Raw genomic sequence first — 26048 nt, forward strand, 5'->3', positions numbered from 1 at the left:
GGGATGCCGGACGGCCCGGACGACGGATGCTCCGTCGTCCGGGCCGCCGGGTGCACCGGCCGTACCCCCGTCACCGCCGGTAGAAGACGCTCCGCGACCAGAAGTAGCCGACCAGCGTCAGCACGGTGCACCAGGCCAGGGCGCTCCAGGCACTGGTGCCGATCCCGGTCCCCATCAACAGCCCGCGCAGGGTCTCGATCATGGGGGTGAAGGGCTGGTACTCGGCGAACCAGCGCAGTGCCGTCGGCATGGAGTCGGTCGGCACGATGGCGCTGCCGATGAAGGGCAGGAACTGCAGCGGCATCGGCATGTTGCTGGCGCTCTCGACCGTCTTGGCCACCAGGCCGATGCCGGCCGATATCCAGGTCAGGGCGATCGTGAGGAAGAGCAGCAGGCCCATCGCGGCCAGCCACTCCACCGGTCCGGCGTTCGGCCGGAAGCCCATCGCGAGGGCCGTGCCGATCACCAGCACCAGCCCGATCATGGTCTGGATGACACTGCCGACCACGTGCCCGGCCAGGAAGGCGGAGCGCGATATGGCCATCGTGCGGAAGCGGTTGACGATGCCCTCGGTCATGTCGGTGCAGATGCCGATCGCGGTGACCAGCGACCCGGAGGTGGCCGCCATCAGCACGATGCCGGGCGTCACGTAGTCGATGTAGTTGCCGCCGCCGATTCCGGCGCCCAGGGTGCTGCCGTAGGCGTAGTTGAAGAGCAGCAGCATCATGACCGGCATCACCACGACCGCGAAGGTCAGGGACGGGTACCGCAGCGCGTGCTTGAGGTTGCGGCGCAGCATGGTCAGCGAGTCGCTGAGCGCGTGGCCGGCCGTGCCCGTGGCCATGCTCATCGCACGCCCTCCCCGGTCAGTTGAAGGAACGCGTCGTCCAGGTCGGCCGTCTCCACGACCAACGACTCGGCCTGCACGGACGCGTTGTCGAGCACGTCCAGCACGGCCTTCACGGTGAGGACGGAGTTGTCCCCCGGGATCTCCAGCCGCAGTGCCTCGGTGTCGGCCGTGGCGTATTCGAACAGCGCGGCGGCGGTGGCCAGCGAGCCGGCGTCCGCGAACCGGAGCCGGATCCGCCCGCCGGGGGCGAACCGCTTCAGCTCCTCGGCCGTGCCCTCGGCGACGATCCGGCCGCCGTCCAGGACGGCGATCCGGTCGGCGAGCTGGTCGGCCTCCTCCAGGTACTGGGTGGTGAGGAGGACCGTCACCCCGTGGTCGGCGACCAGGCTCCGGATGATCTCCCACATGGTGCGCCGGCTGCGCGGGTCCAGCCCGGTGGTCGGCTCGTCCAGGAAGATCACCTTCGGGTCCCCGACCAGGGTCATCGCGAGGTCGAGCTTGCGCCGCATGCCGCCGGAGAAGGTGGTGACGGCCTTGCGCGAGGCCTCGGTGAGATCGAAGCGCCGCAGCAGTTCCTCCGTCCGCCTCCGCCCCTCCCGACGGCGGAGGTGGTTGAGGTCGGCCATCAGCATCAGGTTCTCCTCGGCGGTGAGCAGGTTGTCCACCGCCGAGAACTGGCCCGTCACCCCGATCGCCTTCCGCACCGCGTCGGCCTCGCGTGCCACGTCGTGCCCGACCACCCGGGCCGAGCCGCCGTCCGCGGGGATCAGGGTGGAGAGGATCTGCACGGTGGTGGTCTTGCCGGCGCCGTTGGGCCCGAGCAGGGCGAACACGCTGCCCGCCGGGATCTCCAGGTCGACGCCCCTCAGGACCGCCTTGTCCCCGTAGGACTTGGTGAGTCCGGTCGCCGAGATCGCCGGGACCGCGGAGTCGGCCGCCATCAGGCCCTCCGGACGACGACGTTGCCGACCTGGGTGCGGCCGCGGACCTCGACCGTCTCCACCGCGTCGCCCGGGCCCTGGGTGGGGCCGAGGTCGTTGCGGACGCCGCCGACCTTGCTGTGCACGTCGAGCCAGGCCGCGGTGCCCTCCGCGATGCCGACCTCGACGTCCCCCACGCTGGTCTGGAGGGTGACCTTGCCGCGGACCACCCGGCCGACCCGGATGTGGCCGTGCGCCGACTTGGCGTCCACGTTCCCCTCGGCGAGGCCGACGTGGATCCGGCCGTTGGAGGCGTTGGCGTGGAGTTCGCCGTGCACCTCGTCGACCTCGGTGTCGCCGTTGCTGTTCTTCACCGTCAGCCGGCCCCCGACGGATCCGATCTCGATCCGGCCGGCCCCCGTCACCTCGGCGTCCCCGGTCGTCGCGCCGAGCCGGACGTCCCCGAAGCCGCTGTCGAGCCGGGCGCTCTCGGCGCTCTCGACCTGGATCCGGCCGAGCGAGGTCTTCAGCCGGCAGGCACCGAGCGGGCCCTCGGTGACGAACTCGGCCATCGGCGACTCGCTGTGGACCTCGGAGCCGGCCGGCAGCTCGACCAGGACCTCGACCGCACCCTTCTTGCCGCTGAAGACGCTGCGCTGCTTGGGGGCCTTGATGCCGAGCCGGCCACCGGAGAAGTCGACCTGGGTCTGCTCGGCGGCCTTGACGTCCGCCTCCTTGGCCGGATTGGCGGGCCGGACCTCGACCACCGCGTCGGTGCGCTTGCCGGCCTTGATCCAGACCGAGCCGATGTCGAATTCGAGGATGGCGGAGATCGGTCCGTCGGTCTCGTACGTAGGCATGGCTGTCCCGTCCTTGTGACTCGTGTGGATGTTCCCGCTGGTCGGAGCGGGGGTGACGTCGAAGGTGCAGAAGGTGGTGCGGGAGGTCGTGCGGATGCTCGGGGTACTGCGGAGGCCTCAGTGGACCCAGCCGGTGAAGCCCTGGCCGCCGACGCTGCGCGCGACCCGGCTGCCCGGATCGGCCACCGGCCGGCGGGCCGGCTCGCCGCCCTCCAGGGCGCCGGCCAGGGCCCGGACCAGCCAGGCGTTGAGCGAGAGGCCGGCCTCGGCGGCGGCCTCCTCCGCCCTGGCCTTGAGGTGGGCGGGCAGACGGAAGTTGATCCGGGCGGTGCCGGTCTCGTCCGGCTCCGGCGCCGCCGAAGACACCACCGGCGGCACCACCGGTGGCACGAGTGGCGCCATCGGTGCCGGCTGTGGCGCCGTATCGCCGTGGAAGGCGTCCGAGCCGGGCGGCGCCGTCACCACGAACTCGGGGTCGAGCCCGCGCAGACGCACGTCCACCGAGCCGGGGGCGAGGTCGCGGGTGACTTCGCCCATGGCGGCCGAGAGCGCGTTGAGCAGGGTGAGCCGCACGGCCGACTCCAGCGGGAGCGTGAGCCGCTCGGCCAGCGCACGGGCTTCGTCCCCGCCGGTGGCGGCGGCCACCGCGAGCTCGTTCCGGAGGTTTTCCACGTACGGCGTGAGGTCCATGGCCGTAAGCATGGCACGGCGGTGGCGCCATGTCGAGCCATTTGTGGCACCACTTTGGCGCCACCACCGGAACGGGGATGGCGCGGCCGGCACCCGAGCACGGAACCGCCCCGCCGACCGAGGTCGACGGGGCGGTTCACCAGGGGAAACGCGACCGCGGGACACGCGACCGCGGGAAACGCGACCGCGGGAAACGCGACCGCGGGAAGGTCAGGCCTGCTGCCAGCCCGCCAGGTAGGCGTCGATCTCCCCGGCCAGCCGGGTCTTGCCCGCCCCGTCCAGGAAGGAGGCCTCGACGGCGTTGCGGGCCAGCCCCGCCACCCCGGCCTCGTCCAGGCCCAGCAGTCGCGCCGCCACCGCGTACTCGGTGTTGAGGTCGGTGCCGAACATCGGCGGGTCGTCGCTGTTGACCGTCACCAGCAGCCCGGCGTCGACCATCCGCTTGATCGGGTGGTCCTCGATCCGCTCCACCACCCGGGTGGCGAGGTTGGAGGTCGGGCAGACCTCCAGCGGGATGCGGTGCTCGCCCAGGTGGTCGACCAGCGCCGGGTCCTTCACCGCCTGGGTTCCGTGCCCGATGCGCTCGGCGCCGAGCATCCGGATCGCGTCCCAGACCGTCTCCGGCCCGGTGGTCTCGCCCGCGTGCGGGACGCTGCGCAGGCCGGCCGCCCGGGCCCGGTCGAAGTACGGCTTGAACTGCGGGCGCGGCACGCCGATCTCCGGGCCGCCCAGGCCGAAGCTGACCAGGCCGTCGGGGCCCAGCTCGGTGGCCAGCCGGGCGGTCTCCTCGGCGGACTGCAGCCCGGCCTCGCCCGGGATGTCGAAGCACCAGCGCAGCACCACGCCGAGCTCCTTCTCGGCGCGCAGCCGGGCGTCCTCGATCGCCTCCATGAAGGCGACCTCGGGGATGCCCCGGCGGACCGAGGAGTACGGGGTGATGGTCAGCTCGGCGTACCGGATGTTCTGCCGGGCCATGTCCTCGGCGACGCCGTAGGTGAGCGCGCGGACGTCCTCGGCGTCCCGGACCAGGTCCACCACGCTCAGGTAGACCTCGATGAAGTGCGCGAAGTCGGTGAAGGTGAAGTACTCGGCGAGCGCCGCCGGGTCGGTCGGCACCTTGGAGTTCCCGGCGTGCCGGGCGGCCAGTTCCGCGACGACGCGCGGCGAGGCCGAGCCGACGTGGTGGACGTGCAGTTCCGCCTTGGGCATCCCGGCGATGAACGCCTCGATGCTCCGGTCTGCGGGCTCGATCCGACTGGGGTTGGGGCCGATCCGACTTCCGTCCGGCTGGACCACGGTGGTTCCCTTCTTCCTTCTACGCGCGTACTGAAGACAGTTGCTGGCAAGGATAGGCCGTGCCCGGGGTCACCCTCCGAGCGCCACCGCCAGGGTGTGGATCAGCAGCCCGGCCAGGGCGCCGACCACGGTGCCGTTGATCCGGATGAACTGGAGGTCGCGGCCGACGTTGGCCTCGATCTTGCGGGAGGCGTCGTCGGCGTCCCAGCCCGCCACCGTCTCGGAGATCAGCGAGGTGATCTCGGTGCGGTAGGTGTCGACCAGGTACTGGGCGGCGTCCTGGAGCCAGCCGTCCACCTTGGCCTGGAGCTTGGGGTCGGTGGCCAGGCGCTCGCCGAAGCGGCGCACGCCGTCGCGGATGCGCCGGCGCAGTTCGCTGTCCTCGTCCTCGGCCGCGCCCATCACCAGGGTGCGCACGGCCGCCCAGGTGGAGTTGATCAGGTCCTGCACCTCGGCGCGGGCCAGCAGCTCGCCCTTGGCCCGCTCGACCCGGGCGATGGTCTCCGGGTCGGTCTGCAGCTCGGTCGCGAAGTCGGCGAGGAAGTTGTCGATCGCGCCGCGGGCCGGGTGGTCCGGGTCGTCCCGGATGTCGGTGACGAAGCGCAGCAGCTCCTTGTAGACCCGCTCGCCGACCTGGTGGTCGATGAACCGGGGCGTCCAGCCCGGGGTCTTCTGGGTCACCTTGCGGACCACGTCCTCGTGGTTGGTGGTCAGCCAGCCGTGCGCCCGGACGGCGACCAGGTCCACCACCCCGTGGTGCCCGCCGTCCGCGACCACCTTGCCGAGCATCCGGCCCATCGGCTCGGCCACCGAGGTGGCCGCGGCCCGCCTGGTCACCGCCTCGGCGACCACCGCCCGCACGTCGTCGTCGCGGAGCACCGCGAGCAGGCCGCGCAGCGCCGCCGAGGCCTCCTTGGTGACCCGCTCGGCACTGCCCGGCGCGGCCAGCCACTCCCCCAGCCGGCGGCCGATGCCGAGTGCCGCCAGGCGGCCGCGGACCACGTGGCCGGAGAGGAAGTTCTCGCCGACGAAGTCGCCGAGCGAGCGACCGAAGGCGTCCTTCTTGGTCGGGATGATCGCGGTGTGCGGGATCGGCAGGCCGAACGGCCGGCGGAACAGCGCGGTCACCGCGAACCAGTCGGCCAGCGCGCCGACCATGCCCGCCTCGGCGGCGGCCGCCACGTACCCCGCCCAGGGGCCGGCACCGGCCGCCCCGGCCCAGGTGGACAGGGCGAAGACCAGGGTCGCGAAGGCCAGCAGGCCGGTCGCGATGGTCTTCATCCGGCGGACGCCGCGTCTCTTCTGCTCGTCGGCCGCGGTGAACCGGACCCCGGGGCCGGTCCCGTTGAAGGCATCGTCACTCACCCCGCCAGTCTGCCCGTTGCCCGGCGCGGCCGGGGGCGCGCCTCGCGATCACACGCCCCCGCCGGGCGTGACGCACCGAACAGCCCGGGCCTCACGCCCCGAACCGACCGGGCCTCACACCCGAACCGACCGGGCATGACGCCCCGAACAACCCGGGCCTCACGCCCCGCCCAGCACCATCCGCCGCACCTCCGCGCCCGCCCAGCGCTTCGGGTCCGTGCACCGCCGCCCGTCCAGCAGCACCCGCACCCCCGGCAGGTCCGCCGGCGTCAGGTCCCGGTACTCCGGGTGGTCGGCCTGCAGCACCGCCGCCACCACCGGCTCCCCGCCGTACGGCGGCAGCCCGAGCGCCGCCAACTCCTCCGCCTCGTACAGCGGGTCGCTGACGTACGGCCGCGCACCCGCCGACCGCACCGCCTCGACCAGCGGGAACACCCCGGAGTACGCCGTCTCCTTGACCCCGCCCCGGTACGACGCGCCGAGCACCAGCACGCCCTGCCCGGCGATCCCACCCGGCACCGCCCCCGCCAGCACGCCCACCGCGTACCCCGGAACCGCCAGGTTGGCCTCGCGCGCCGCCCGGACCACCGTCGCGCCCGGGTCGTTCCACAGGTAGAGACGCGGGTACACCGGGATGCAGTGCCCGCCGACCGCGATGCCCGGCCGGTGCAGGTGGCTGTACGGCTGCGAGTTGCAGGCGTCGGCGATCTCCGCGAAGTCCACCCCGACCTCGTCCGCGTACCGGGCGAACTGATTGGCCAGCGCGATGTTGACGTCCCGGTACGTGGTCTCGGCGAGCTTGCTGAACTCGGCCGCCTCCGTCGAGGCCAGTTCCCAGACGCCGTTGGGCCGGGGCAGGTCCGGGCGCGGGTCGAAGTCCAGCACCGCCCGGTAGAACTCGGCGCCGCGCCGGGTGGAGGGCGCGTCCAGGCCGCCGACCAGCTTGGGGTAGCGCCGCAGGTCGGCGAAGACCCGTCCGGTGCGCACCCGCTCCGGGCTGAACACCAGCGCGAAGTCCCTCCCGGCCGCGAGCCCCGACCGGGACGCCAGCCGGGGCGCCCAGCGCTCCCGGGTGGTGCCGACCGGCAGGGTGGTCTCGTAGCTGACCAGGGTGCCCCGGCGCAGCCCGGCCGCGACGGCGTCGGTGGCCGCGTCGAGCAGGGCGAAGTCCGGGCTGCCGTCGGCGGCGGTGACCAGCGGGACGACCAGTACGACGGTTTCGGCCCGGGCCACCGCAGCCGTGGTGTCGGCGGTGGCCCGCAGCAGGCCCTCGGCGACGACGCGCTTGAGCGCCTGGTCCAGACCCGCCTCCCGGGGGAACGGCGGCACGCCCCGGTTGACGCTCTCCACCACGCCGGGGGCGGTGTCCGCGCCGGTCACCCGGTGGCCCTTCAGCGCGAACTGCACCGCCAGCGGCAGGCCCAGCTTGCCCAGGCCGACCACGCAGACGTCCAGGCTCATCCCCGTCCTCCGTTCACCGAGTCGGCCAGCCGGCGCCACGCCGGGTGGCGCCGCAGCCGGCGCCGCAGCTGTTCCGGGACGAGCCCGCGCCACAGCTGCCGGGCGAGGTCGAGCCGCGGGGCGGCCTTCCCGACCGCCTCGGCGGCGGCCTCAGAGGCGGCCTCGTCCTCCGGCAGCAGGAACAGCTCGTCCGGCAGGCCGAGCCGGGCGTCCCGGAACGCCGGGAAGCCCGCGTACCGCCGCCCGCCGTCCACCACCACGGGTGGATCGCCGTGCGCCGCCTCGTAGCGGATCTGGTCGCGCAGCGCCTCCGGCCGCACCGCGCAGGCGAGTTCGAGCCGCACCCGCTCGGCGGACGGCAGCCGGCGGTACACCTCGCGGGCGCCGAACCGCTCGACCAGCCGCGCGACCTCGACGCACACCCGCTCCTGCACGTCCTCGGCCAGCAGCAGGAAGCCCTCCTGCAGCAGGCGCGGCACGTCCCAGCCGAAGCCGCGGGCCCGGATGGCGTCCAACTCCTCTCCGGGCTCCGCCAGTTCCGCCGCCACCTGCTGCAACGCGGCGATCCCGCGCAACCGGTCCAGCACCCCGGCCCGCTCGGTGACGTTGCCCCGGTCCTCGCGCAGCACCAGGAAGTAGCAGTCGTAGGAGGCGAGGACGGACACCCGGGCCGCCCGCAGGCAGGCCTCCAGGGTGAACGGCTGGTCCGAGAAGACCTTCAACCGCTCGTCGCGGCGCAGCCCGTGGCGCCGGAGGAGGTCGAGCCGGAACAGCTTGGTGTCGGCCAGCGCCCAGGCCAGCGCGGAGTCGGTGAAGTCCACGGACTCGGCGTCGGCGTGGAAGATCCCCTGCGGGACCAGCCGCCCGTTCACCCCGATCTGCTTGGGCACCACCACGTCCGAGCCCCAGGTGTCGGCGGCCGTGACCAGCCGCTCCAGCGCTTCCTCGCCGAGCCGGTCGTCCGCGCCGAGGAACAGCACGTAGCGGCCGCGGGCCAGCTCCAGGGCGCGGTTGGTCGGGCCCGCCGGGCCGCCCGAGTTGGGCTGGTGCAGCACCGTGAACAGCCCTGGGTGGCGGGCGGCGTACTCGTCCAGCAGCTCCCCGCCGCCGTCCGTGGAGCCGTCGTCCACGGCCACCACCTCCAGCCGCCCCGGCGCCAGGGACTGCCCGACCAGCGAGTCCAGGCAGGCGGTGAGGTACGGCATGGTGTTGTAGACCGCGACCACCACGGTCACGTCGGGTACGGCCATCGGGGGGCGGGCCTCCGGTTCCGGCATCGGCGAGTGATGCCGGGTCAACTCACGGTGGAGGCCCGGGGTCACGATGATCACCCGCACCGGCGACGAGGAACCGAACGCGCGCCCGGCTGTGGCACTGGCGTACGACGGACGGGCGGCGGCCGGAGAGCCCCCGGCCGCCGCCCGTCCGTCCCGTCAGCCGATCGCGACCTCCGCGTACATCCGGGCGATCACGTCCTCGATGGCCGGTTCGCGCACCGACAGGTCCACCAAGGGGTAGCGCGCGGCGACCGCCGCCACGATCGGCGCGGCGCTCTCCTGGGCCGGGAAGGCCAGCCACTGGCGCGGCCCCTCGACCCTGGTGACCCGGGCCCCGGGCACCTCGACCGGGTGCGCGAGTTCCCGGGCGAGGTCCACCACCAGCGTCCGCTCGCTGCGGCCGGTGACATGCAGGCCCTCCAGTCCGCCGTCGTAGACCACCCGGCCGTGGTCGATCACCATCACCCGGCCGCAGAGCTGCTCGATGTCGGTCAGGTCGTGGGTGGTGAGCAGCACGGTGGTGCCCCGGTCCCGGTTGACCTCGCGCAGGAACTCCCGCACCCGGCCCTTGCTGACCACGTCCAGGCCGATGGTCGGCTCGTCCAGGTAGAGCACCTGGGGGTCGTGCAGCAGCGCCGCGGCGAGATCGCCGCGCATCCGCTGGCCGAGCGAGAGCTGGCGCACCGGGGTGTCCAGCAGTCCGCCGAGGTCGAGCAGTTCGACGCAGCGGCCGAGGTTCTCGCGGTACCGGGCGTCGGGGATGCGGTAGATCCGGCGGGCGAGTTCGAAGGAGTCGCGCAGGGGCAGGTCCCACCAGAGGGTGGTGCGCTGGCCGAAGACGACGCCGATCCGGCGGGCCAGTGCGACGCGTTCGCGCGCCGGGTCGACGCCGGCCACCCGCAGCCGTCCGGAGCTGGGGACGAGGATGCCGGTGAGCATCTTGATGGTGGTGGACTTGCCGGCCCCGTTGGGCCCGATGTAGCCGACGCACTCGCCGGCCTCGACGGTGAAGCCGAGCCCGTCCACCGCCCGGACCTCGCGTTTGGCCCGGCTGAACCGGCCCGTGCGGGTGCGTACGGTGAAGGTGCGGTGGACGTCCTGGAGTTCGATCAGTGCCATGGGAGCTCCTTCGGGATGGGAGGGGTGCGGTGGGAGGGGTGCGGTGGGAGGGGTGCGGTGGGAGGGGTGCGGTGGGAGGGGTTCAGCTGCCGGTGCCGCGGTAGGCGCGCAGCCCGGCCCGCCAGGCGAGCCCGGCGGCGAGGACGCAGAGCGCGGCGACGACCGGCGAGGCGAACTGGAAGGCGGTGGGCAGGCCGAGCGGGTCGGGCCGGTCGAGGATGCGCAGCGCGGGAAGCCAGTTGACGAAGGCCAGTGGGACGCCGAAGACCGCCCCGGCGACCAGCTCCTTGGCGAAGATCGTCGGCGGGTAGTGCAGCAGCGTCGCGCCGCCGTAGGTGAAGGAGTTCTGGATCTCCTTGGACTCGCCCCACCAGAACTGGACGGTGGCGCCGCCGATGTAGATCGCGCCGAAGATGACGGTGCCGCAGAGCAGCAGGGCGGGCACCAGCAGCACCCGGTCCCAGGTCCAGTGGACGTCCAGGGCGGCCAGCGACCAGACCAGCACCGCGACGGCCTGGAGCGGGCGGCCGAGCCGGCGCAGCGTGAAGCGTTCGGCGCACAGCTGGGAGAGCGCGGGCGCGGGCCGGATCAGCATGGTGTCCAGCGAGCCGCTGCGGATCCGCGCGCCGAGCCCCTCGGCCGAGCCGACCAGCAGGTTGGCGACGCCGAGCGAGAAGGTGGCGGTGGCGTACAGGAAGGCGATCTCCGGCAGGCTCCAGCCGCCGAGCCGGTCGGTGTGCAGGAACATGATCACCAGCACCGCGAAGTCGAGGGAGTGGGTGACCAGGCTCGCCGCCAGGTTGAGCGCGAAGGAGGCCCGGTAGGCCATCATCGAGCGCATCCACATCCGGGCGCAGAGCCACCAGGAGCGCAGCGCCCAGGCGGTGCGGGCGGCGAGGGGCTCCCGGCGGAGCCCGACGAGTTGCTCAGCCACCCTGCACCACCACCTTGCGGGTGGCCAGCCACTGGGCGCCCCGCCCGGCGGCGAGCAGCACCACCGCCCAGCCGAGCTGGAAGCCGAGCGCCCCGAACAGGGCGGTGCCGCCGGTCCGTTCCAGGAAGACGTCGGTGGGGACGTTCACCAGCGCCGACCAGGGCAGCGCCCGGCCGAGGTCGCCGAGCAGGCCGGGGAACAGCGCGACCGGCAGCAGCATCCCGGAGAAGAACATCGAGACCACCAGCATCACCGAGCGCACCCCCTCCGAGTCGTGCAGCCAGAAGCCGGTGATCGAGACCAGGAAGCGCAGCCCGAAGCTGACCACGACCGCCAGCAGTACCGAGAGCAGGAAGAACGCCCAGGTCAGTGGGTGTTCGGGCAGCCGGATGCGGAACACCAGCGCGCCGATCAGTATCGGCACGGTGCCGCGCACCAGCGCCTGGAAGCCGGCCCGGCCGAGGTCGGCGGCCAGCCACCAGGCCTGGAAGTCGACCGGGCGGTAGAGGTCGACGGCGATGTCGCCGCTGCGGAAGCGTTCCTGAAGGTCGTCCTGGAAGCCGCCGCCCCAGACCGCGACGGTGACCAGCAGGCTCTGGCTGACCCAGATGTAGGTGACGGCCTGGCTCTGGTCGTAGCCGCCGAGGCCGGGGCGGGCCTGCCAGAGGGCGAGGAAGGTGGAGGCCAGGATGATGCCGAAGACGGTGTTGGTGAAGGTGCCGGCCACGGTGGCGGCCCGGTAGGTGGAGTAGCGGCGGAAGGCGCCGCGGGCAACGGCGGCGTAGAGCATATTGTCTCCTTGTCGACAAATATGGGCAGAGGGGGATTCCCCTCGACATCCGCGCACGCCACAGCGGCTCCGACCGGCCGTACCCGGGGGTGCCGGGCCTGGCGGGCGGAGCTGCGAAAGTGGGTGCGTTATGTGGTTTGCACCTTTCACCGTACCTCCGGCCCGCACCACCCGCACCCGGTTTTCCCCGCCTGATCCGACGTCAAATAGCAGATAATCTCGGCATGACCTTGAGCACCCGCCGCCAGGCCAAACGGGCCGCCCGCCGCGAGGCCCGCCGTGCCCTCCCGCTCTGGCGCCGGCTCCTGCCCACCTGGCGGGTCACCCTCGGCACCCTCACCCTGCTGTTCCTGCTCGCCGCCGGCGGCTTCGCCGTGCTCTACGTCATCGTCCCGGTGCCCGACCCCAACGCCCACGCCGTCGCCCAGAACAACATCTACCTCTACGCCGACGGCACCACCGAGATCGCCCGCACCGGCGCCGTCAACCGCACCGACGTCACCATCGACCAGATCCCGCCGGCGACCCAGCAGGCCGTCGTCTCCGCCGAGGACCGCACCTTCTACCAGAACCGCGGGATCGACCTGAAGGGCATGCTCCGGGCCGGCTGGAACACCCTGCTCGGCAAGGGCATGCAGGGCGGCTCCACCATCACCCAGCAGTACGTCAAGAACTACTACCTCACCCAGGACCGCACCATCGAGCGCAAGGGCCGCGAACTGCTCATCGCCCTCAAGGTCGACCAGCAGCGCGACAAGCGCGAGATCCTCGCCGGCTACCTCAACAGCAGCTACTTCGGCCGCGGCGCCTACGGCATCCAGAGCGCCGCCCACGCCTACTACGGCGTCGACGTCTCCGGGCTCACCCCCGCCCAGGGCGCCTACCTCGCCTCCCTGCTCCAGGCCCCCAGCCTCTACGACGTCAAGACCGCCACCCCCGCCAACCGCGAGAAGGCCGTCGCCCGCTGGAACTACACCCTCGACGGCATGGTCCAGCTCGGCTTCCTCGCCCCCGCCGACCGCGCCGCCACCACCTTCCCCGACCCGATCGACCCCCAGCCCGCCACCGGCCTCGCCGGCCAGGCCGGCTACCTGGTCGGCGTCGCCGACGACTACCTCGTCTCCTCCGGCACCCTCGACGCCGCCACCCTCAAGGCCGGCGGCTGGCGCATCACCACCACCTTCGACAAGCCCCGACAGGACGCCTTCGTCAAGGCCGTCCAGGACCGGCTCACCGGCGAACTCGACCCCCGGGCCCGCCCCGCCACCGACACCGACGTCCGGGTCGCCGGCGCCTCCGTCGAACCCGCCACCGGCCGGGTCGTCGCCGTCTACGGCGGCCCCGACTACGCCAAGCAGCCCTACAACGACGCGCTGCGCCAGGACAACCAGATCGGCTCCACCTTCAAACCGATCGACCTCGCCGCCGGCCTGCTCGCCCAGCACACCCTCGACGGCGTCCCGATCACCACCGAATCCCGCTACGACGGCAGCAGCGAACGCCCCGTCACCGGCGGCCCCACCCCCTACGCGCCGCCCAACGAGGACGACGTCGACTACGGCAGCATCACCCTGCGCTACGCCATGGTGAAGTCCGTCAACTCCGTGTACGCGCAGGAGGGCGTCGACGCCGGACTCGCCCGCGTCCGGGAGACCGCCGTCAAGCTCGGCATCCCCGACAGCGTCCGCGGCATGGACCCGGCCAACACCTCGATGACGCTCGGCACCGCCACCCCCAGCGCCCTCGACCTGGCCGGCGTCTACGCCACCCTCGCCGACCACGGCCGGGCCCGCACCCCCTGGTCCGTCGTCAAACTCGAACGCGTCAACCCCGGCGGCGCCGTCGACGTCCCCAAGATGCCCGAACACGACCCCACCGAGGCCCTCGACCGGGAGACCGCCGACTCCGTCACCGACGTGCTGCGCGACGTCGTCAGCCCGCGCGGCACCGGCGCCGCCGCCCTCGACCTGAACCGCCCCGCCGCCGGCAAGACCGGCACCACCGACTCCAACCTCTCCGCCTGGTTCGCCGGCTACACCCCCGAACTCGCCACCACCGTCGGCCTGTTCCGGGAGAACCCGAAGACCCACGCCAAGGAGCCACTGGCCGGCACCGCCGGACTCACCCGGATCAACGGCGGCACCTTCCCCACCCGGATCTGGACCGCCTACATGGCCGCCGCCCTCGACGGCACCCCCACCCAGGACTTCGACCTCAAGACCGGACACGGCACCCCCGCCGCCACCCCCTGGCCCACCGCCCCCGCCGGCACCACCCCCAGCGCCACCACCCCGACCACCGCCCCCGCCGCCGGCGGCGAACCCGCCAACGCCGGCCCGGCCCCCGGCACACCGCCCGGCCACGAGCCCAGCACCCCCGCCGCCACCGGCCGACCCGCTCCCGGCCCGATCACCCCCAGCCCGCAGGCGCCCAAGCCCACGACGGAGCCGGAACAGCCCAGCCCCACCCCCAGGCCCAGCCAGGTCCAGCCGACCCGCCCCACCGCCCCGCCCAGCGCCACCGGCGGCCCCGTCAGCCGCCCGGCGGCCCCGCCCACGCCCTGAAGCTTTGTCCCCGGACTTCCGGAACAGGCTTCAGGACACGCCCCGGGCCACCAGTTCGCGCTCCAGCGGGGTGCGGAACCGCGGCGTCACCCGCACCTCCCCCAGCCAGCCCGCCAGCCGCTCGGCCCGCTCCGCGACGGCCCGCTCCGCCGCCGCCCCGACGTCCCGGAACAGCCGCCACACCACCGCGCCGTCGGGGCGCTGCGCCCAGCCGCCCACCACCTCGCCGCACCACCACACCGTCGGCCCGGCGTTGCCCGCCCGGTCGAACAGCGCCGGCACGTGCTCCGGCCGCAGGTACCAGTCCCGCCCGCGCCAGCCCATCACCGCCGGGTCCAGCGCGGGCAGCAGCGCCGCCCACGGCTCCGGCTCCGCCACCGGCGCCTCGTCCCCCGGCAGCACCAGCGCCGGCGCTCCGCCGGCCAGCGCCACGTCCAGCGCCCCGAGATCGGCCAGCGCCCGGCGGACGTCCCCCAGCGTCCAGCCCGTCCACCACTTCACGTCCTCGGCCGTCGCCGGTCCGTACGCCGCCAGCCAGCGCCGCACCACCTCGGCCTTCGCCTCCCGCACCGGCACCTCCGGCCACTGCGGCACCGGCGCCCACGGGTAGCTGCTGCTCAGCCACGAACCGCGCGGGCGGGAGCGGCGCACATGCCCGTCGGAGGCCAGCAGCCGCAGCAGGCGGCTGCCCACGCTCTGCTTCGCCTCGTACGCCTTGCCCGCCGACATCAGCATCGTCTCGCGCAACTGCGGTACGTCCTCGGAGAGTTCCCTGGTCGTCGCCTCGCCGCGGACGGCCAGCGCGGCCAGCACCTCGCGCTCCGTCTCCGCCAGCCGGGCCTCGTCCCAGCCCTCGGCGAAGTCCCGCAGGTGCTTCAGCAGCGTCGCCCGCTCCTTCGCCGCGATCGCCCGCGCCGCCGCCGAACTCACGTACGGGGCGAGGCCCTCCGTCACCGCGAAGATCGTCCGCCGCATCGACAGCAGCTTCACCAGCGAGACGTCCTCGTACAGCGCCCGGTCCACCTCCGCCGCCGAGGGCTTCGCCAGCCGCGCGCAGGCCGACAGGTACACCGTGGCCGCGTCCGTCGCGTGCAGCCCGACCACCGCGTCGGCCACGTCCTCCACCCGCGCCGCCCGCAGCGACGGCACCAGCAACTGCCGCCGCCCCAGCCTGGCCCGACGCTCCGCATCCCCGATCACCGGCACACCCATGCCGGGACCCTAGCGCGTGTCCGCCGCGCGGCACCGACGACGCCCGGGCGGCCCGGCCCGCCGCCCGCGCCGGAAGCGCGGTGCCCCGACCCGGGTCGGGGCACCGCGGGGCACCGGGCGGATCAGGCCGTCACAGGTACAGCCCGGTCGAGCCCTCCGTGTCGCCGAAACGGGTCGCGGCGACGGCGTGCAGGTCGCGCTCGCGCAGCAGCACGTAGGTGGCGCCGCGGACCTCCACCTCCAGCTTGTCCTCCGGGTCGTACAGCACCCGGTCCCCCGGTTCCACCGAGCGCACGCTCTGGCCCACCGCGACGGCCTCCGCCCAGGTACAGCGCTTGGACAGCTCCGCCGTGGCCGGGATCAGGATGCCGCCGGTCGAGCGGCGCTCGCCCTCGCCGCCCTCGATGCGCACCAGCACGCGGTCGTGCAGCATCCGGATCGGCAGCTTCTCGCCGAGCCGGTCGTGGCGGGCGGGCTCCTGCGCGTACTCGGAGCGGGTCGCTTCGTCGTTCGTACTCACGGTCCCGAAGGTACCTCCCCCGGGCGCGGGGCGTGACGCTGGCCCGGTACGCGGAAGGCCGGGCACGCGGCGCGCCCGGCCCTCCGTCCCGCGGTACTCAGCCCTTGCGGCGCTTGCGGGCCGAGGCGACCAGCAGCACCAGGCCCACGCCGACCAGCGCGGCCGGGACGATCCGCTCCCGGCGCGGCTGCCCCTTCTCGTCCACGAACTGCGCCCGGACCTTCTCCACCACGCCGCTGGCGGCCACGTACGCCCGGGCTGCCCGCTCCTCGACGGCGGCCGCCGCCTTGGCCTTGACCTGGGCGGAGATGGTGCTCGGGTGGACGCGGACGGCCAGCTCGTCGAGGGTCCCCGCCAGCCGGTCACGCGTCCGCTCGATGTCCGCCTCGATCTGGGCGGTCGTCCGCGCCGACTTGTCCTGCGTGCTCGCCTCGCCCACTCGGGCCACCCCATTCACTCGCCGATGTCGTTCCGTCCGATCCGTGCGATCGGTGCGACTGACCCAGTGTGTCAGCTGCCGAACACGGCCGCGCGGCCCCACCCACCATCGGAGGTAAGTTTGCCGTGGTACAGCCGCCCGTCCCAGCCTTCAGGAGAGTACGACCGTGTCTGAGCGCCTCCAGCCCGGCGACACCGCGCCCGCCTTCAGCCTGTCCGACGCCGACGGCAACCAGGTGTCCCTCGCCGACCACGCCGGCCGCAAGGTCATCGTCTACTTCTACCCGGCCGCCCTGACCCCCGGGTGCACCAAGCAGGCCTGCGACTTCACCGACAACCTGGAGGTCCTCGCGGGCGCCGGCTACGACGTCATCGGCATCTCCCCGGACCAGCCGGAGAAGCTCGGCAGGTTCCGCGAGGCCGAGAACCTCAAGGTCACGCTGCTGTCCGACCCGGACAAGGAGGTGCTGGAGGCGTACGGCGCCTTCGGCGAGAAGCAGAACTACGGCCGCACCTACCTGGGCGTGATCCGCTCCACGATCGTCGTGGACGAGCAGGGCAAGGTGGAGCACGCGTTCTACAACGTGCGGGCCACCGGCCACGTCGCCAAGCTGCTGCGCGACCTCAAGGTCGGCGCCTGACCGACCGCGGTACGGAGAACGACGAAGCGGTGGCGGCACACCCCCCGACCGGGTGCACCGCCACCGCCGTTCCTCACCTCGGGGGACCGGCCCGATCAGCAGGCCCCGAGGTCGCTCCAGACTCCCCACGAGCCGCTGGCCGCGGGGTCGTCGCCCTTGGTCCACCACTTGTTCTGGTAGTAGTGGCCCTTCCACGAGACCTTGGTGGGGGTCGCGTAGGTGGTGCCCGCGTCCCAGCCCGGGGCGGCCGTGCAGGCGCCCGAGGTCGGGGTCGGCGTCGGGGTCGGCGTCCCGGTCGCGGTGGGCGTCGGGGTCGGCGTCGGGGTCGGCGTCGGGGTGGCCGTCTGCGACGGGGTCGGGGTCGGTGTGCCGCCGTCCACCGCACCGCGGGTCAGGTCACCCTTGATCCCGTACAGCGTGCCGCCCACGTTGACCGTCCAGTTGGAGGGCGTGGACACCGGCAGGTAGTAGACGAAGTCCATGTCGATCGAGGCGCCCGGCGCCAGCGACTGCCAGCCCGGCAGCTTGACCGACACCCGGTTGTAGGTGCCCTTCAGACCGCCCACGTTGCCCGGGCCCGGGTTGTCCTGCTTGATGACCTGGAGGCCGAAGCCGGACTGGTCCTTGGCGTTGCCCGGGGCCGAGTTGCCGTAGTCGAACTGGAACTCGGTACCGCCCGGCAGGGTCAGCGTCGAGTTGTTGACGATGTGCAGCTTCGGGTTGATCGGGTAGTTCGAGTCGCCCAGCGCGAAGTTGGTGAACGACACGTCGATCGGCAGGGTCTGCTGCGGCAGCGAGGTCGTCGAGCGGATCGCGCCGTACGGGGCCGCCGACTTGAACTTGTCGTACATCAGCGAGGTCAGCGTCGAACCGGGGACGTACTCGCCCTTGCCGCCGTTGGCGGCGGCGTCCCACTTGTAGTCGCCCGCGAGCTCCCAGATCATCGCGCCGCCGGCGCCCTGGTTGACGATGTAGTCCGCCTTGGCGCCCACCGACTGCTCGTCCTCGGTGGAGAGGAACACCTTCTTGGTGTCGTTCCACAGCCACGGCGCCACCAGGGCGGAGCTGTAGTTGCGGGTGTAGGTGCCCTGCAGCGCGGTGTCGGACACGCCGTACTTGGCCAGGTAGTCGGGCAGGATGCCCTTCTCCAGGTTCTTGGCGTGCCACATCGGGTTCGACCCGGCCGGGGACTCCTTGCCCGCGTCGTCCTTGTCGTTCCAGATGTTGTCGATGCCGACCGCGCCGTCACCGCAGGCGGTCAGGCCGGAGCCGGCCGGGCAGGTGGTCGCGGAGGCGGTGCCCCAGAGGCCGTTGGTGCCGCCCTGCACGTTCTTGAAACCGCGGGAGTAGTACGGCAGGCCGACGTTGATCCGGCCGCCGGGCATCGAACCGCGGAAGTAGTGGTACGACCAGTCGGCGTTCAGGTAGCCGATGCCGCCGTACTGCCCGGTGCCGTAGACGTTGGCGGCGGCCAGCTCGCCGTCCTTGCCGTCGTCGAACAGCGAGGCGTTCGGGCCCACGTACTTGTTCCAGGCGCCGTGCAGGTCGTACGACATGATGTTGACGTAGTCCAGGTACTTGGCCACCTGGAAGGTCTCCATGCCGCGCAGCAGGTAGCCGGAGGACGGGGCGGCGACCGACAGCAGGTAGTGCTTGCCGTCGGCGGCGCCGGCCTTGTCCAGGTTCTCGCGCAGGGTCTTCATCAGCGCCGCGTAGCCCTTGGCCAGCGAGCCGCGCTTGGCGTTGGCGAGCTGCCAGTCCAGCGGGTTGCCGGCGTCCTTCATCGAGGTCGGGTACTCGTAGTCGATGTCGACGCCGTTGAAGCCGTACTTGCGGATGAAGTCGACCGAGGAGGCGGCGAAGGTGTCGATGCCGGCCTGGTTGACGCTGCCGTCCGCGTTGACGGTCATCGAGTAGAAGCCGCCGGAGTCGACGCGCTTGCCGTCGTCCCCGAAGTAGCCGCCGGTCTCGGTCCAACCGCCCACCGAGATCAGGGTCTTGACGTTCGGGTACTGCTTCTTGAACTTCGTCAGCAGGTTGAAGTGGCCCTTGTACGGCAGGCTCGGGTCCAGCTCGGCACCGGGGACGCCGGGGAAGGAGATCCCGGTGGCCTCGTTGGTCGGGCCGTCGGTTCCGACCGAGAGCTTGTTGTCGCCGCCGACGTGGCCGAAGGCGTAGTTGAGGTGGGTGACCTTGTCCCAGGGGATGTCGTTCACCAGGTACGGCGCGTCGCCGTTCTTGCCGGTGCGCCAGCCGGTGAAGTAGCCGATGATGCGGCGCTGGTGGTCGGCGCCCATCTTCTCGCGCCCGCTGGTGTCGTAGACGGAGCAGTACGGGACGTCCACCCCGGGGGTCTGGTACAGGCCGTCCGGCCGACAGGCCGCGTTGTCGACCGCCGCCGACGCCTGCGAGGGCGCCGCACCCAGCGTCGCCATCAGCAGTCCGGCCAGCGAGGCCGCGGCGAGCGAGGCCACGCCGGCCCGGGCGGCCGGGCTCTTCCGGCGGTGGGCGGCGGTGGGACGCCGCTCCGCCGTGTTTCGGATCAACACTCGGTCCTCCAGGAGAGAGTGTCGGCGCGTGCCTGTGGGGGAGCACGCACGTGGGGGATTGCAATTGGCGCAGAAGCTATGTGGTCTGAACCACATAGGTCAATAGGTCTGTACCAATTGGTAATCAAAAGCCAAACATCACAGGTCGGAGCCGCTCGACAATCGGTCAGCCCCCTGGCCGAAACCCGCTCCCGGCGCGCGCCGGCCGACCCGGCGGCCGAGCTGCCCGCACCGGCGCACGGCCGACGCGCGGCCGTCCCCCGACCGGGACGCGGCCGGGACCGAACCGGGGGCCGAACCGGGGGCCGAACCGGGACGCGGCACCGGCGGGGCGGCGGCCGAACTCGCTGTCCCCACACTCGACGAAGCTCTAGACTGGTCGCCATGCGGCCTTGGCGGAATTGGCAGACGCCTGGGTTTTAGGTGCCCATGGGAGAAATCCCGTGAGGGTTCGAGTCCCTCAGGCCGCACTGGCGTTGAAATCGAAGGCCCGCCCCGAGGTGATCCCGGGGCGGGCCTTCGACGCGCTCACCGGACGGAGTGTCAGGCCAGCAGGTCCTTGACGACCGGGGCGAGGGCACGGAAGGCCTTGCCGCGGTGGCTGATGGCGTTCTTCTCGGCCGGGGTGAGTTCGGCGCAGGTGCGGGTCTCGCCGAGCGGCTGGAGGACCGGGTCGTAGCCGAAGCCGCCGTCGCCGGCCGGGGCGGTGCGCAGGGTGCCGAGGAGGCGGCCCTCGACGACGCGCTCGGTGCCGTCGGGGAGCGCGAGGGCGGCGGCGCAGAAGAAGTGGGCACCGCGGTGCGGCTCGGCGATGTCGGAGAGCTGGGCGAGCAGCAGGTCGAGGTTGGCCGTGTCGTCGCCGTGCTTGCCGGACCAGCGGGCGGAGAAGATGCCGGGCGCGCCGTTCAGCACGTCCACGCAGAGGCCGGAGTCGTCGGCGACGGCGGGCAGGCCGGTGGCGCGGGCCAGGGCGTGCGCCTTGAGCAGGGCGTTCTCGGCGAAGGTGACCCCGGTCTCGGGGACGTCCGGGATCTCCGGGTAGGCGTCGGCGCCGACGAGTTCGACGTCCAGGCCGGCGTCCGCCAGGATGGCGCGGAGCTCGGTGACCTTGTGCTGGTTACGGGTGGCGAGAATCAGGCGGGTGGACATATCGCCCACCCTACCGAGGGGCCGGGGACGATCAGCCGGTGCAGACCGAGGTGAGGTTGCCGGCCGCGGCGCCGAGCGGCTTGAGGTCCGGGACGTCGTTGCGGTCCGCGGCCCGCTGCACGTTCTCGACCTGCTTCTGCAGATCGGTCACGGCCTTGGCGACGTCGGTGTTCTTGGAGTTCTTCCCGACCTGGTCGAGGTCGTTCTTGAGCTTCTGCAGGGCCTTCCCCGCCGCGGCCGCGTCGTTGCTCGCGTTGTCGTAGGCCTGGGTGACGTCGGCGATGTCGCCGGTGATCCGCACCGCGGTGTTGCCGCAGTCGAGCGCCTTCTGCGCGGCGGAGCAGCTCACCATGCTGAGCGGGAGGATCGCGATGAGTCCGGCCACGGCGAGGGCGGCGGGGCGGGCGATGCTCGACGGCATCCGATCCTCCTGTGGGGCGCGGGTTCCGTGATGGGGGACGCGCGCCGGGAGGTGCGCGGTTCCCGCAGCGGGAGTGCTGCGGGAACCGTACGGTCTCCGGGCCCGGCCTGTACAGCAGGCCGACCGGTTCGGCGGGCCGTTCGCCCGCGGCCCGCACGCGTGTCCGCACCGCGGCCCGAACGGCCGTCCGCGCCCGCGGGCTGACCGTGCGTCCGCTCCGGTCCACGGCTGCGGGACCCGCGCCGGTTCAGCCCTCCAGGGCCTTGCGCTGGATCGCGTCCAGCTCCGCGCAGCCGAGGCTGCCGAGGTCGAGCAGCCGGTCGAGCAGCTCGCGGTCGAACGGGGCGCCCTCGGCGGTGCCCTGGACCTCGACGAAGCGGCCGTCGGAGGTGCAGACGATGTTCATGTCGGTCTCGGCGCGCACGTCCTCCTCGTACTGGAGGTCGAGCATCGGGGCGCCGTCGATGATGCCGACGCTGACGGCGCTGACGCCGCCGGTGATCGGCTGGCCCTTGGCGCGCAGCAGCTTCTTGTCGCGGGCCCAGGCGACGGCGTCGACCAGGGCGACGTACGCGCCGGTGATGGCGGCGGTGCGGGTGCCGCCGTCGGCCTGGAGGACGTCGCAGTCGAGGACGATGGTGTTCTCGGCGAGCGCCCGGTGGTCCACGACGGCGCGCAGCGAACGGCCGATCAGCCGGCTGATCTCGTGGGTGCGGCCGCCGATGCGGCCCTTGACGGCCTCGCGGTCGCCGCGGGTGTTGGTGGCGCGCGGGAGCATGGAGTACTCGGCGGTGACCCAGCCCTCGCCGCTGCCCTTGCGCCAGCGGGGCACGCCCTCGGTGACGCTGGCGGTGCACAGCACCTTGGTGTCGCCGTAGGAGATGAGGACGGAGCCTTCGGCGTGCTTGCTCCAGCCCCGTTCGATGGTGATCGGGCGGAGCTGTTCGGGGGTGCGGCCGTCGATGCGTGACATAGGCACTGAGCGTAGTCGCTCCGGGGGGCCGGTCCGGGAAGCGGCGGGGGGCCGGTCCGGGAGCCGGCGGGGACGCGCCGCGGCCCGCCGTCCCCCTGAGCGGGTCGGCGGGCCGGGCGGGCTGAACCCGGGTGGCTCAGCTCACATCATGTCCTCGATGTCGGCGGCGATCGGGTCGGCGTCGGTGCCGATGACGACCTGGATCGCGGTGCCCATCTTCACGACGCCGTGGGCGCCGGCGGCCTTGAGGGCGGCCTCGTTGACCAGGGAGGCGTCCTTGACCTCGGTACGCAGGCGGGTGATGCAGCCCTCGACCTCTTCGATGTTGTCGATGCCGCCCAGACCGGCGACGATCTTCTCAGCCTTGCTGGCCATCTGGTTTCTCCCTCTGTCTCGGCCCTTCGGCGGCTCTGCCGGGTGCCGTCCTGCGCTGGTGCTGGGGTGTCCCTCGACCGCCGGGCGGTGAGGTCCGTGCCGGTGGCTGACGCGGGTTCGGCTGCGGTCGTGCCGGCGAGCAGCGCGACCAGCATCACCCGTGCCGGTCCGGTCCGCCACGTTAGTCCACTTTTGGCCCATTCCGGCGGGCAGGCGTCCGATCGTCGCCCGAGGATGACGATCAGCGGGGCTCGCGCCTCCGGAGTACGGCCTGCTTCCAAGTGGTCTACACCAATATATGTGTACTCCGAGGAACGCGGTAACGGCCCCGGGTGTTCCCGAACCCCGCCCGAGGGTCCCGCAGGGGCCCGCCGGCCGGCAACCGCACCCGGAGGGCGAAGGATGAGTTCGGCAGGCGCCACGGCCCCGCAGACCACGTGGTGGCACACCTTCTACGGCGGCCTCCAGAAGATGGGCCGCTCCCTGCAGCTCCCGGTGGCCGTGCTCCCCGCCGCGGGCATCCTCAACCGGCTCGGCCAGCCGGACGTGTTCGGCAAGGACGGACTGGGCTGGGACGACGTCGCCAGGGTCTTCGCCGCCGCGGGCGGCGCACTGCTCGACTCGGCCTTCGGCCTGCCGATGCTGTTCTGCGTCGGCGTCGCGATCGGCATGGCGAAGAAGGCGGACGGCTCGACGGCACTGGCCGCCGTGGTCGGCTTCCTGGTCTACTTCCGGGTCCTGCACGCCTTCCCGGAGCACTGCAAGCCGCCGACGGTGCTGGTCAGCGACCAGTGCGTGGACTACACCTCGGCGAAGGCGGCGGCCGCGACGTACCAGAACCCGGGCGTGCTGGGCGGCATCCTGATCGGCCTGATGTCGGCCTGGCTGTGGGTCCGGTTCCACCGCACCAAGCTGGTCGACTGGCTCGGCTTCTTCAACGGCCGCCGCCTGGTTCCGATGATCACCGCCCTGGTCGGCATGCTGACCGCCGTGGTGGCGCTCTGGGTCTGGCCGCCGATCGGCCGCGGCCTGAACGACTTCTCGCAGACCCTCGCCGACCTGGGCGCGGCCGGCGCCGGCATCTTCGGCGTCTTCAACCGCGCACTGCTGCTGATCGGCATGCACCAGCTGCTGAACACCTTCGTCTGGTTCCAGTTCGGCGAGTTCGTCAAGCCGGACGGCACGATCGTGCACGGCGACATCCCGCGCTTCCTGGCGGGCGACCCGACGGCCGGCCAGTTCCAGTCCGGCTTCTTCCCGATCATGATGTTCGCGCTGCCGGCCGCCGCCCTCGCGATGGCGCACTCGGCGAAGCCGCACCGGCGCAAGGAGATCTACGGCCTGATGCTCTCGGTCGGCCTGACCTCCTTCGTGACGGGCGTCACCGAACCGATCGAGTACTCCTTCGCCTACCTCGCCCCCGCCCTGTACGCCGTGCACGCGCTGCTGACCGGCGCCTCGATGGCGGTGACCTGGGGTCTCGGGGTGCACGACGGGTTCAGCTTCTCGGCCGGCCTGATCGACTACGCGATCAACTGGGGGCTGGCCACCAAGCCGTGGCTGATCATCCCGATCGGCCTCTGCTTCGCCGCCGTGTACTACGCGCTCTTCCGGTTCATCATCGTCAAATTCAACCTGAAAACACCCGGGCGGGAGGACGACGACCAGGTCGAGGACGTCACCAAGGCCTGAGCCCGGGCGACACCGGGGTTATCCCCGCAATGGCCCCCGGACCCGACGGTCCGGGGGCCTTCGGCATTTCGGAAAGCCCGGTCACCCCGGCCCAACGCGCCTGGCAGGGCCCACCGGAACAGGCTGTGCTTTTGTTGCGCGATTAGCCAAAATCGATTTTGTTGCGCGGTCGGCCAAAATGCCGATCGCAGCCGCGACCATGATCGCCATTCGGTAAGTAGGTTTCGATTTCATAGCGCTTCCCGGCGACACCGCTTTCCGGGGTTCCTCGACTTCTCCACCCGTGCTACAAAACTGGTCTACACCACGTGTGGTGTAGACCAGTTCGCGGTTCGGCCCCTGTGCCTTCCCCCCGACCGACCGCCATGCCGTTAGGAACCCACCCCCATGAGTCAGTCTGCGCAGGCACCGGCGCCCGCCACGGCTCCGGCCCCACCCAGCCCCGCCAAGAAGTTCGGCCAGAACCTCCTCCAGGGTCTGCAGAAGATCGGTCGCAGCCTCCAGCTGCCCATCGCCGTGCTCCCCGCAGCCGGTCTGCTGATGCGTCTCGGCCAGGACGACGTGTTCGGCAAGGACGGCCTCGGCTGGGACAAGGTCGCCGCGGTGTTCAACACCGCCGGCACCTCGGTCTTCGACGCTCTGCCGATGCTCTTCGCGGTGGGTATCGCGATCGGCTACGCCAAGAAGGCGGACGGCTCCACCGCCCTCGCCGCACTGGTCGGCTACCTGGTGTACAAGAACGTGCTCACCGCGTTCCCGATCACCGAGTACAAGATCCTCCCCGGCAAGGACGACGCCGCCACCTACCAGAACCCGGGTGTGCTCGGCGGCATCGTGATCGGTCTACTGGCCGCGGTGCTGTGGCAGAAGTACCACCGCACCAAGCTGGTCGACTGGCTCGGCTTCTTCAACGGCCGCCGCCTGGTCCCGATCATCATGGCCTTCGTCGGCACCGCCGTCGGCGTCTTCTTCGGTCTGGCCTGGGGCCCGATCGGCGACGCCATCAAGAGCCTGAACGACACCCTGATCGGCGCCGGCGCGTTCGGTGCGGGCGCCTTCGGCCTGGTCAACCGCGGTCTGCTGCCGGTCGGCATGCACCAGTTCGTGAACTCCTACGCCTGGTTCCAGACCGGTGACTTCACCAAGCCCGACGGCACCGTCGTGCACGGCGACCTGACCCGCTTCTTCGCCGGCGACCCGACCGCCGGACAGTTCATGTCGGGCTTCTACCCGATCATGATGTTCGCGCTGCCCGCCGCCGCGCTGGCCATCGCCCACGCCGCCAAGCCGCACCGCCGCAAGGCCGTCACCGGCATGATGGTCTCGCTGGCCCTGACCTCCTTCGTCACCGGTGTCACCGAGCCGATCGAGTTCGCCTTCGTCTTCATCGCCCCGGTCCTGTACGTCATCCACGCGCTGCTCACCGCCGTCTCGATGACCGTCACCTGGGCGCTCGGCGTGCACGACGGCTTCACCTTCTCCGGCGGCCTGATCGACTACGCGCTGGCCTGGAACAAGGCCACCGACCCGTGGATGATCATCCCGCTCGGCCTGGCCTTCGCCGCGGTCTACTACTTCCTCTTCCGCTTCGCGATCGCCAAGTTCGACCTCAAGACCCCCGGTCGCGAGGACGACGACGAGATCGAGGACGTCACCAAGGCCTGACGCCCGCGTCACCGCCCCGCCCCGAAGGCCCCGCCCCGCCGCTGCTCCCCCAGCGGCGGGGCGGGGCCTTCGGCGTGCCCGGGCACCCCGGGCCGACGGAAACGGCGGTTGACGAACCGACGGACGCCCTGGTCAACTGAAGCGGTGAACGCCTCGTGCCCGCTGGTCACCCGCAGCCACATCGACTTCGGTCGCGTGTGGTCCGCGGCGTGTCGCGGCTGAGCTGACCGTTCCCCCGCCGCCGCCCGGCTGACGTCCCGCCCGGCGCCGGACCTTCCCCCCGCCCG

23 protein-coding genes and 1 tRNA gene are annotated in these 26048 nt (G+C 72.3%); 5 read left to right on the forward strand and 19 right to left on the reverse strand.

Annotated elements, in window-relative coordinates; genetic code table 11:
- Nucleotides 1–70: 70 nt before the first annotated feature.
- From ACZ6EM_RS18220 to ACZ6EM_RS18270, 11 genes are all read right to left on the reverse strand, one after another.
- Nucleotides 71–850, reverse strand: a complete 780-nt coding sequence (locus ACZ6EM_RS18220; RefSeq protein WP_401047207.1) for an ABC transporter permease — start codon at nucleotides 848–850, stop codon at nucleotides 71–73.
- Nucleotides 847–1791 carry an ATP-binding cassette domain-containing protein gene (locus ACZ6EM_RS18225; RefSeq protein WP_401047210.1) on the reverse strand — a complete coding sequence of 315 codons (945 nt, stop codon included), beginning with the start codon at nucleotides 1789–1791 and terminating at the stop codon, nucleotides 847–849. The genes ACZ6EM_RS18220 and ACZ6EM_RS18225 overlap by 4 nt, the downstream gene beginning before the upstream one ends.
- A complete protein-coding gene (locus tag ACZ6EM_RS18230) occupies nucleotides 1791–2630 on the reverse strand; it encodes a DUF4097 family beta strand repeat-containing protein (protein WP_401047213.1) in 840 nt (279 codons plus the stop codon). Before ACZ6EM_RS18230 ends, ACZ6EM_RS18225 begins: the two co-directional genes overlap by 1 nt.
- Nucleotides 2631–2747: 117 nt before the next feature.
- Nucleotides 2748–3320, reverse strand: coding sequence for a toxin-antitoxin system HicB family antitoxin (locus tag ACZ6EM_RS18235; RefSeq protein WP_401047216.1), 573 nt, complete (start codon nucleotides 3318–3320; stop codon nucleotides 2748–2750).
- 210 nt (nucleotides 3321–3530) lie between these two features.
- Nucleotides 3531–4571 (reverse strand): adenosine deaminase, encoded by a 1041-nt coding sequence (locus tag ACZ6EM_RS18240; protein ID WP_401047226.1) that lies wholly within the window; start codon nucleotides 4569–4571, stop codon nucleotides 3531–3533.
- Between the two features lie 114 nt (nucleotides 4572–4685).
- Entirely contained in the window at nucleotides 4686–5981 is a 1296-nt protein-coding gene (locus tag ACZ6EM_RS18245) for a DUF445 domain-containing protein (protein ID WP_465772756.1), read from the reverse strand.
- Between the two features lie 159 nt (nucleotides 5982–6140).
- Complete coding sequence (locus ACZ6EM_RS18250; RefSeq protein ID WP_465772794.1) at nucleotides 6141–7436, reverse strand: nucleotide sugar dehydrogenase; 1296 nt, start codon at nucleotides 7434–7436, stop codon at nucleotides 6141–6143.
- A gap of 2 nt (nucleotides 7437–7438) precedes the next feature.
- Entirely contained in the window at nucleotides 7439–8692 is a 1254-nt protein-coding gene (locus ACZ6EM_RS18255; RefSeq protein ID WP_465772757.1) for a glycosyltransferase family 2 protein, read from the reverse strand.
- A gap of 183 nt (nucleotides 8693–8875) precedes the next feature.
- Nucleotides 8876–9838, reverse strand: coding sequence for an ABC transporter ATP-binding protein (locus tag ACZ6EM_RS18260; RefSeq protein WP_401047224.1), 963 nt, complete (start codon nucleotides 9836–9838; stop codon nucleotides 8876–8878).
- An 82-nt stretch (nucleotides 9839–9920) separates the two neighbouring features.
- Nucleotides 9921–10772, reverse strand: a complete 852-nt coding sequence (locus tag ACZ6EM_RS18265) for an ABC transporter permease (protein WP_452178298.1) — start codon at nucleotides 10770–10772, stop codon at nucleotides 9921–9923.
- Nucleotides 10765–11562 carry an ABC transporter permease gene (locus ACZ6EM_RS18270; protein WP_465772758.1) on the reverse strand — a complete coding sequence of 266 codons (798 nt, stop codon included), beginning with the start codon at nucleotides 11560–11562 and terminating at the stop codon, nucleotides 10765–10767. The genes ACZ6EM_RS18265 and ACZ6EM_RS18270 overlap by 8 nt, the downstream gene beginning before the upstream one ends.
- 224 nt (nucleotides 11563–11786) lie before the next feature.
- Between ACZ6EM_RS18270 and ACZ6EM_RS18275 the strand changes: the two genes are divergently transcribed.
- Complete coding sequence (locus ACZ6EM_RS18275; protein WP_465772759.1) at nucleotides 11787–14126, forward strand: transglycosylase domain-containing protein; 2340 nt, start codon at nucleotides 11787–11789, stop codon at nucleotides 14124–14126.
- Between the two features lie 30 nt (nucleotides 14127–14156).
- On the opposite strand, the gene ACZ6EM_RS18280 is transcribed toward ACZ6EM_RS18275, so the two are convergent.
- The 3 genes from ACZ6EM_RS18280 to ACZ6EM_RS18290 form a co-directional block, all read right to left on the reverse strand.
- On the reverse strand, nucleotides 14157–15338 hold the full coding sequence (locus ACZ6EM_RS18280; RefSeq protein WP_465772760.1) for a winged helix DNA-binding domain-containing protein: 1182 nt from the start codon (nucleotides 15336–15338) through the stop codon (nucleotides 14157–14159).
- Nucleotides 15339–15468: 130 nt separating this feature from the next.
- Nucleotides 15469–15771, reverse strand: a complete 303-nt coding sequence (locus ACZ6EM_RS18285) for a GroES family chaperonin (RefSeq protein WP_049655715.1) — start codon at nucleotides 15769–15771, stop codon at nucleotides 15469–15471.
- Nucleotides 15772–15955: 184 nt separating this feature from the next.
- The gene (locus ACZ6EM_RS18290) at nucleotides 15956–16297 is read right to left on the reverse strand and encodes a DUF3618 domain-containing protein (protein WP_380538871.1); all 342 of its coding nucleotides are present in this window, start codon (nucleotides 16295–16297) and stop codon (nucleotides 15956–15958) included.
- Between the two features lie 166 nt (nucleotides 16298–16463).
- Here ACZ6EM_RS18290 and bcp point away from each other — a divergent pair, with 166 nt between their 5' ends.
- Complete coding sequence (bcp, locus tag ACZ6EM_RS18295) at nucleotides 16464–16937, forward strand: thioredoxin-dependent thiol peroxidase (protein WP_401048434.1); 474 nt, start codon at nucleotides 16464–16466, stop codon at nucleotides 16935–16937.
- Nucleotides 16938–17032: 95 nt separating this feature from the next.
- Here the strand turns inward: bcp and ACZ6EM_RS18300 are convergent, their stop codons facing one another.
- Nucleotides 17033–19372 carry a chitinase C-terminal domain-containing protein gene (locus ACZ6EM_RS18300; RefSeq protein ID WP_465772795.1) on the reverse strand — a complete coding sequence of 780 codons (2340 nt, stop codon included), beginning with the start codon at nucleotides 19370–19372 and terminating at the stop codon, nucleotides 17033–17035.
- Nucleotides 19373–19872: 500 nt separating this feature from the next.
- Between ACZ6EM_RS18300 and ACZ6EM_RS18305 the strand changes: the two genes are divergently transcribed.
- A tRNA-Leu gene (locus ACZ6EM_RS18305) sits at nucleotides 19873–19956 on the forward strand.
- A 73-nt stretch (nucleotides 19957–20029) separates the two neighbouring features.
- On the opposite strand, the gene rdgB is transcribed toward ACZ6EM_RS18305, so the two are convergent.
- From rdgB to ACZ6EM_RS18325, 4 genes are all read right to left on the reverse strand, one after another.
- Nucleotides 20030–20635 (reverse strand): RdgB/HAM1 family non-canonical purine NTP pyrophosphatase, encoded by a 606-nt coding sequence (rdgB, locus tag ACZ6EM_RS18310; protein ID WP_401048436.1) that lies wholly within the window; start codon nucleotides 20633–20635, stop codon nucleotides 20030–20032.
- A gap of 31 nt (nucleotides 20636–20666) precedes the next feature.
- Nucleotides 20667–21056 carry a hypothetical protein gene (locus tag ACZ6EM_RS18315; protein ID WP_465772761.1) on the reverse strand — a complete coding sequence of 130 codons (390 nt, stop codon included), beginning with the start codon at nucleotides 21054–21056 and terminating at the stop codon, nucleotides 20667–20669.
- Nucleotides 21057–21303: 247 nt separating this feature from the next.
- A complete protein-coding gene (gene rph / locus ACZ6EM_RS18320) occupies nucleotides 21304–22029 on the reverse strand; it encodes a ribonuclease PH (protein WP_401048438.1) in 726 nt (241 codons plus the stop codon).
- Nucleotides 22030–22170: 141 nt separating this feature from the next.
- A complete protein-coding gene (locus ACZ6EM_RS18325) occupies nucleotides 22171–22404 on the reverse strand; it encodes a PTS sugar transporter subunit IIB (RefSeq protein ID WP_063349220.1) in 234 nt (77 codons plus the stop codon).
- A 402-nt stretch (nucleotides 22405–22806) separates the two neighbouring features.
- Here ACZ6EM_RS18325 and ACZ6EM_RS18330 point away from each other — a divergent pair, with 402 nt between their 5' ends.
- Together ACZ6EM_RS18330 and ACZ6EM_RS18335 are read left to right on the forward strand one after the other, a co-directional pair.
- Complete coding sequence (locus ACZ6EM_RS18330; RefSeq protein WP_401048440.1) at nucleotides 22807–24096, forward strand: PTS transporter subunit EIIC; 1290 nt, start codon at nucleotides 22807–22809, stop codon at nucleotides 24094–24096.
- Between the two features lie 387 nt (nucleotides 24097–24483).
- Nucleotides 24484–25761 (forward strand): PTS transporter subunit EIIC, encoded by a 1278-nt coding sequence (locus tag ACZ6EM_RS18335; RefSeq protein ID WP_452178294.1) that lies wholly within the window; start codon nucleotides 24484–24486, stop codon nucleotides 25759–25761.
- Nucleotides 25762–26048: the final 287 nt, after the last annotated feature.

Source organism: Kitasatospora sp. NPDC041917 (assembly GCF_055589745.1).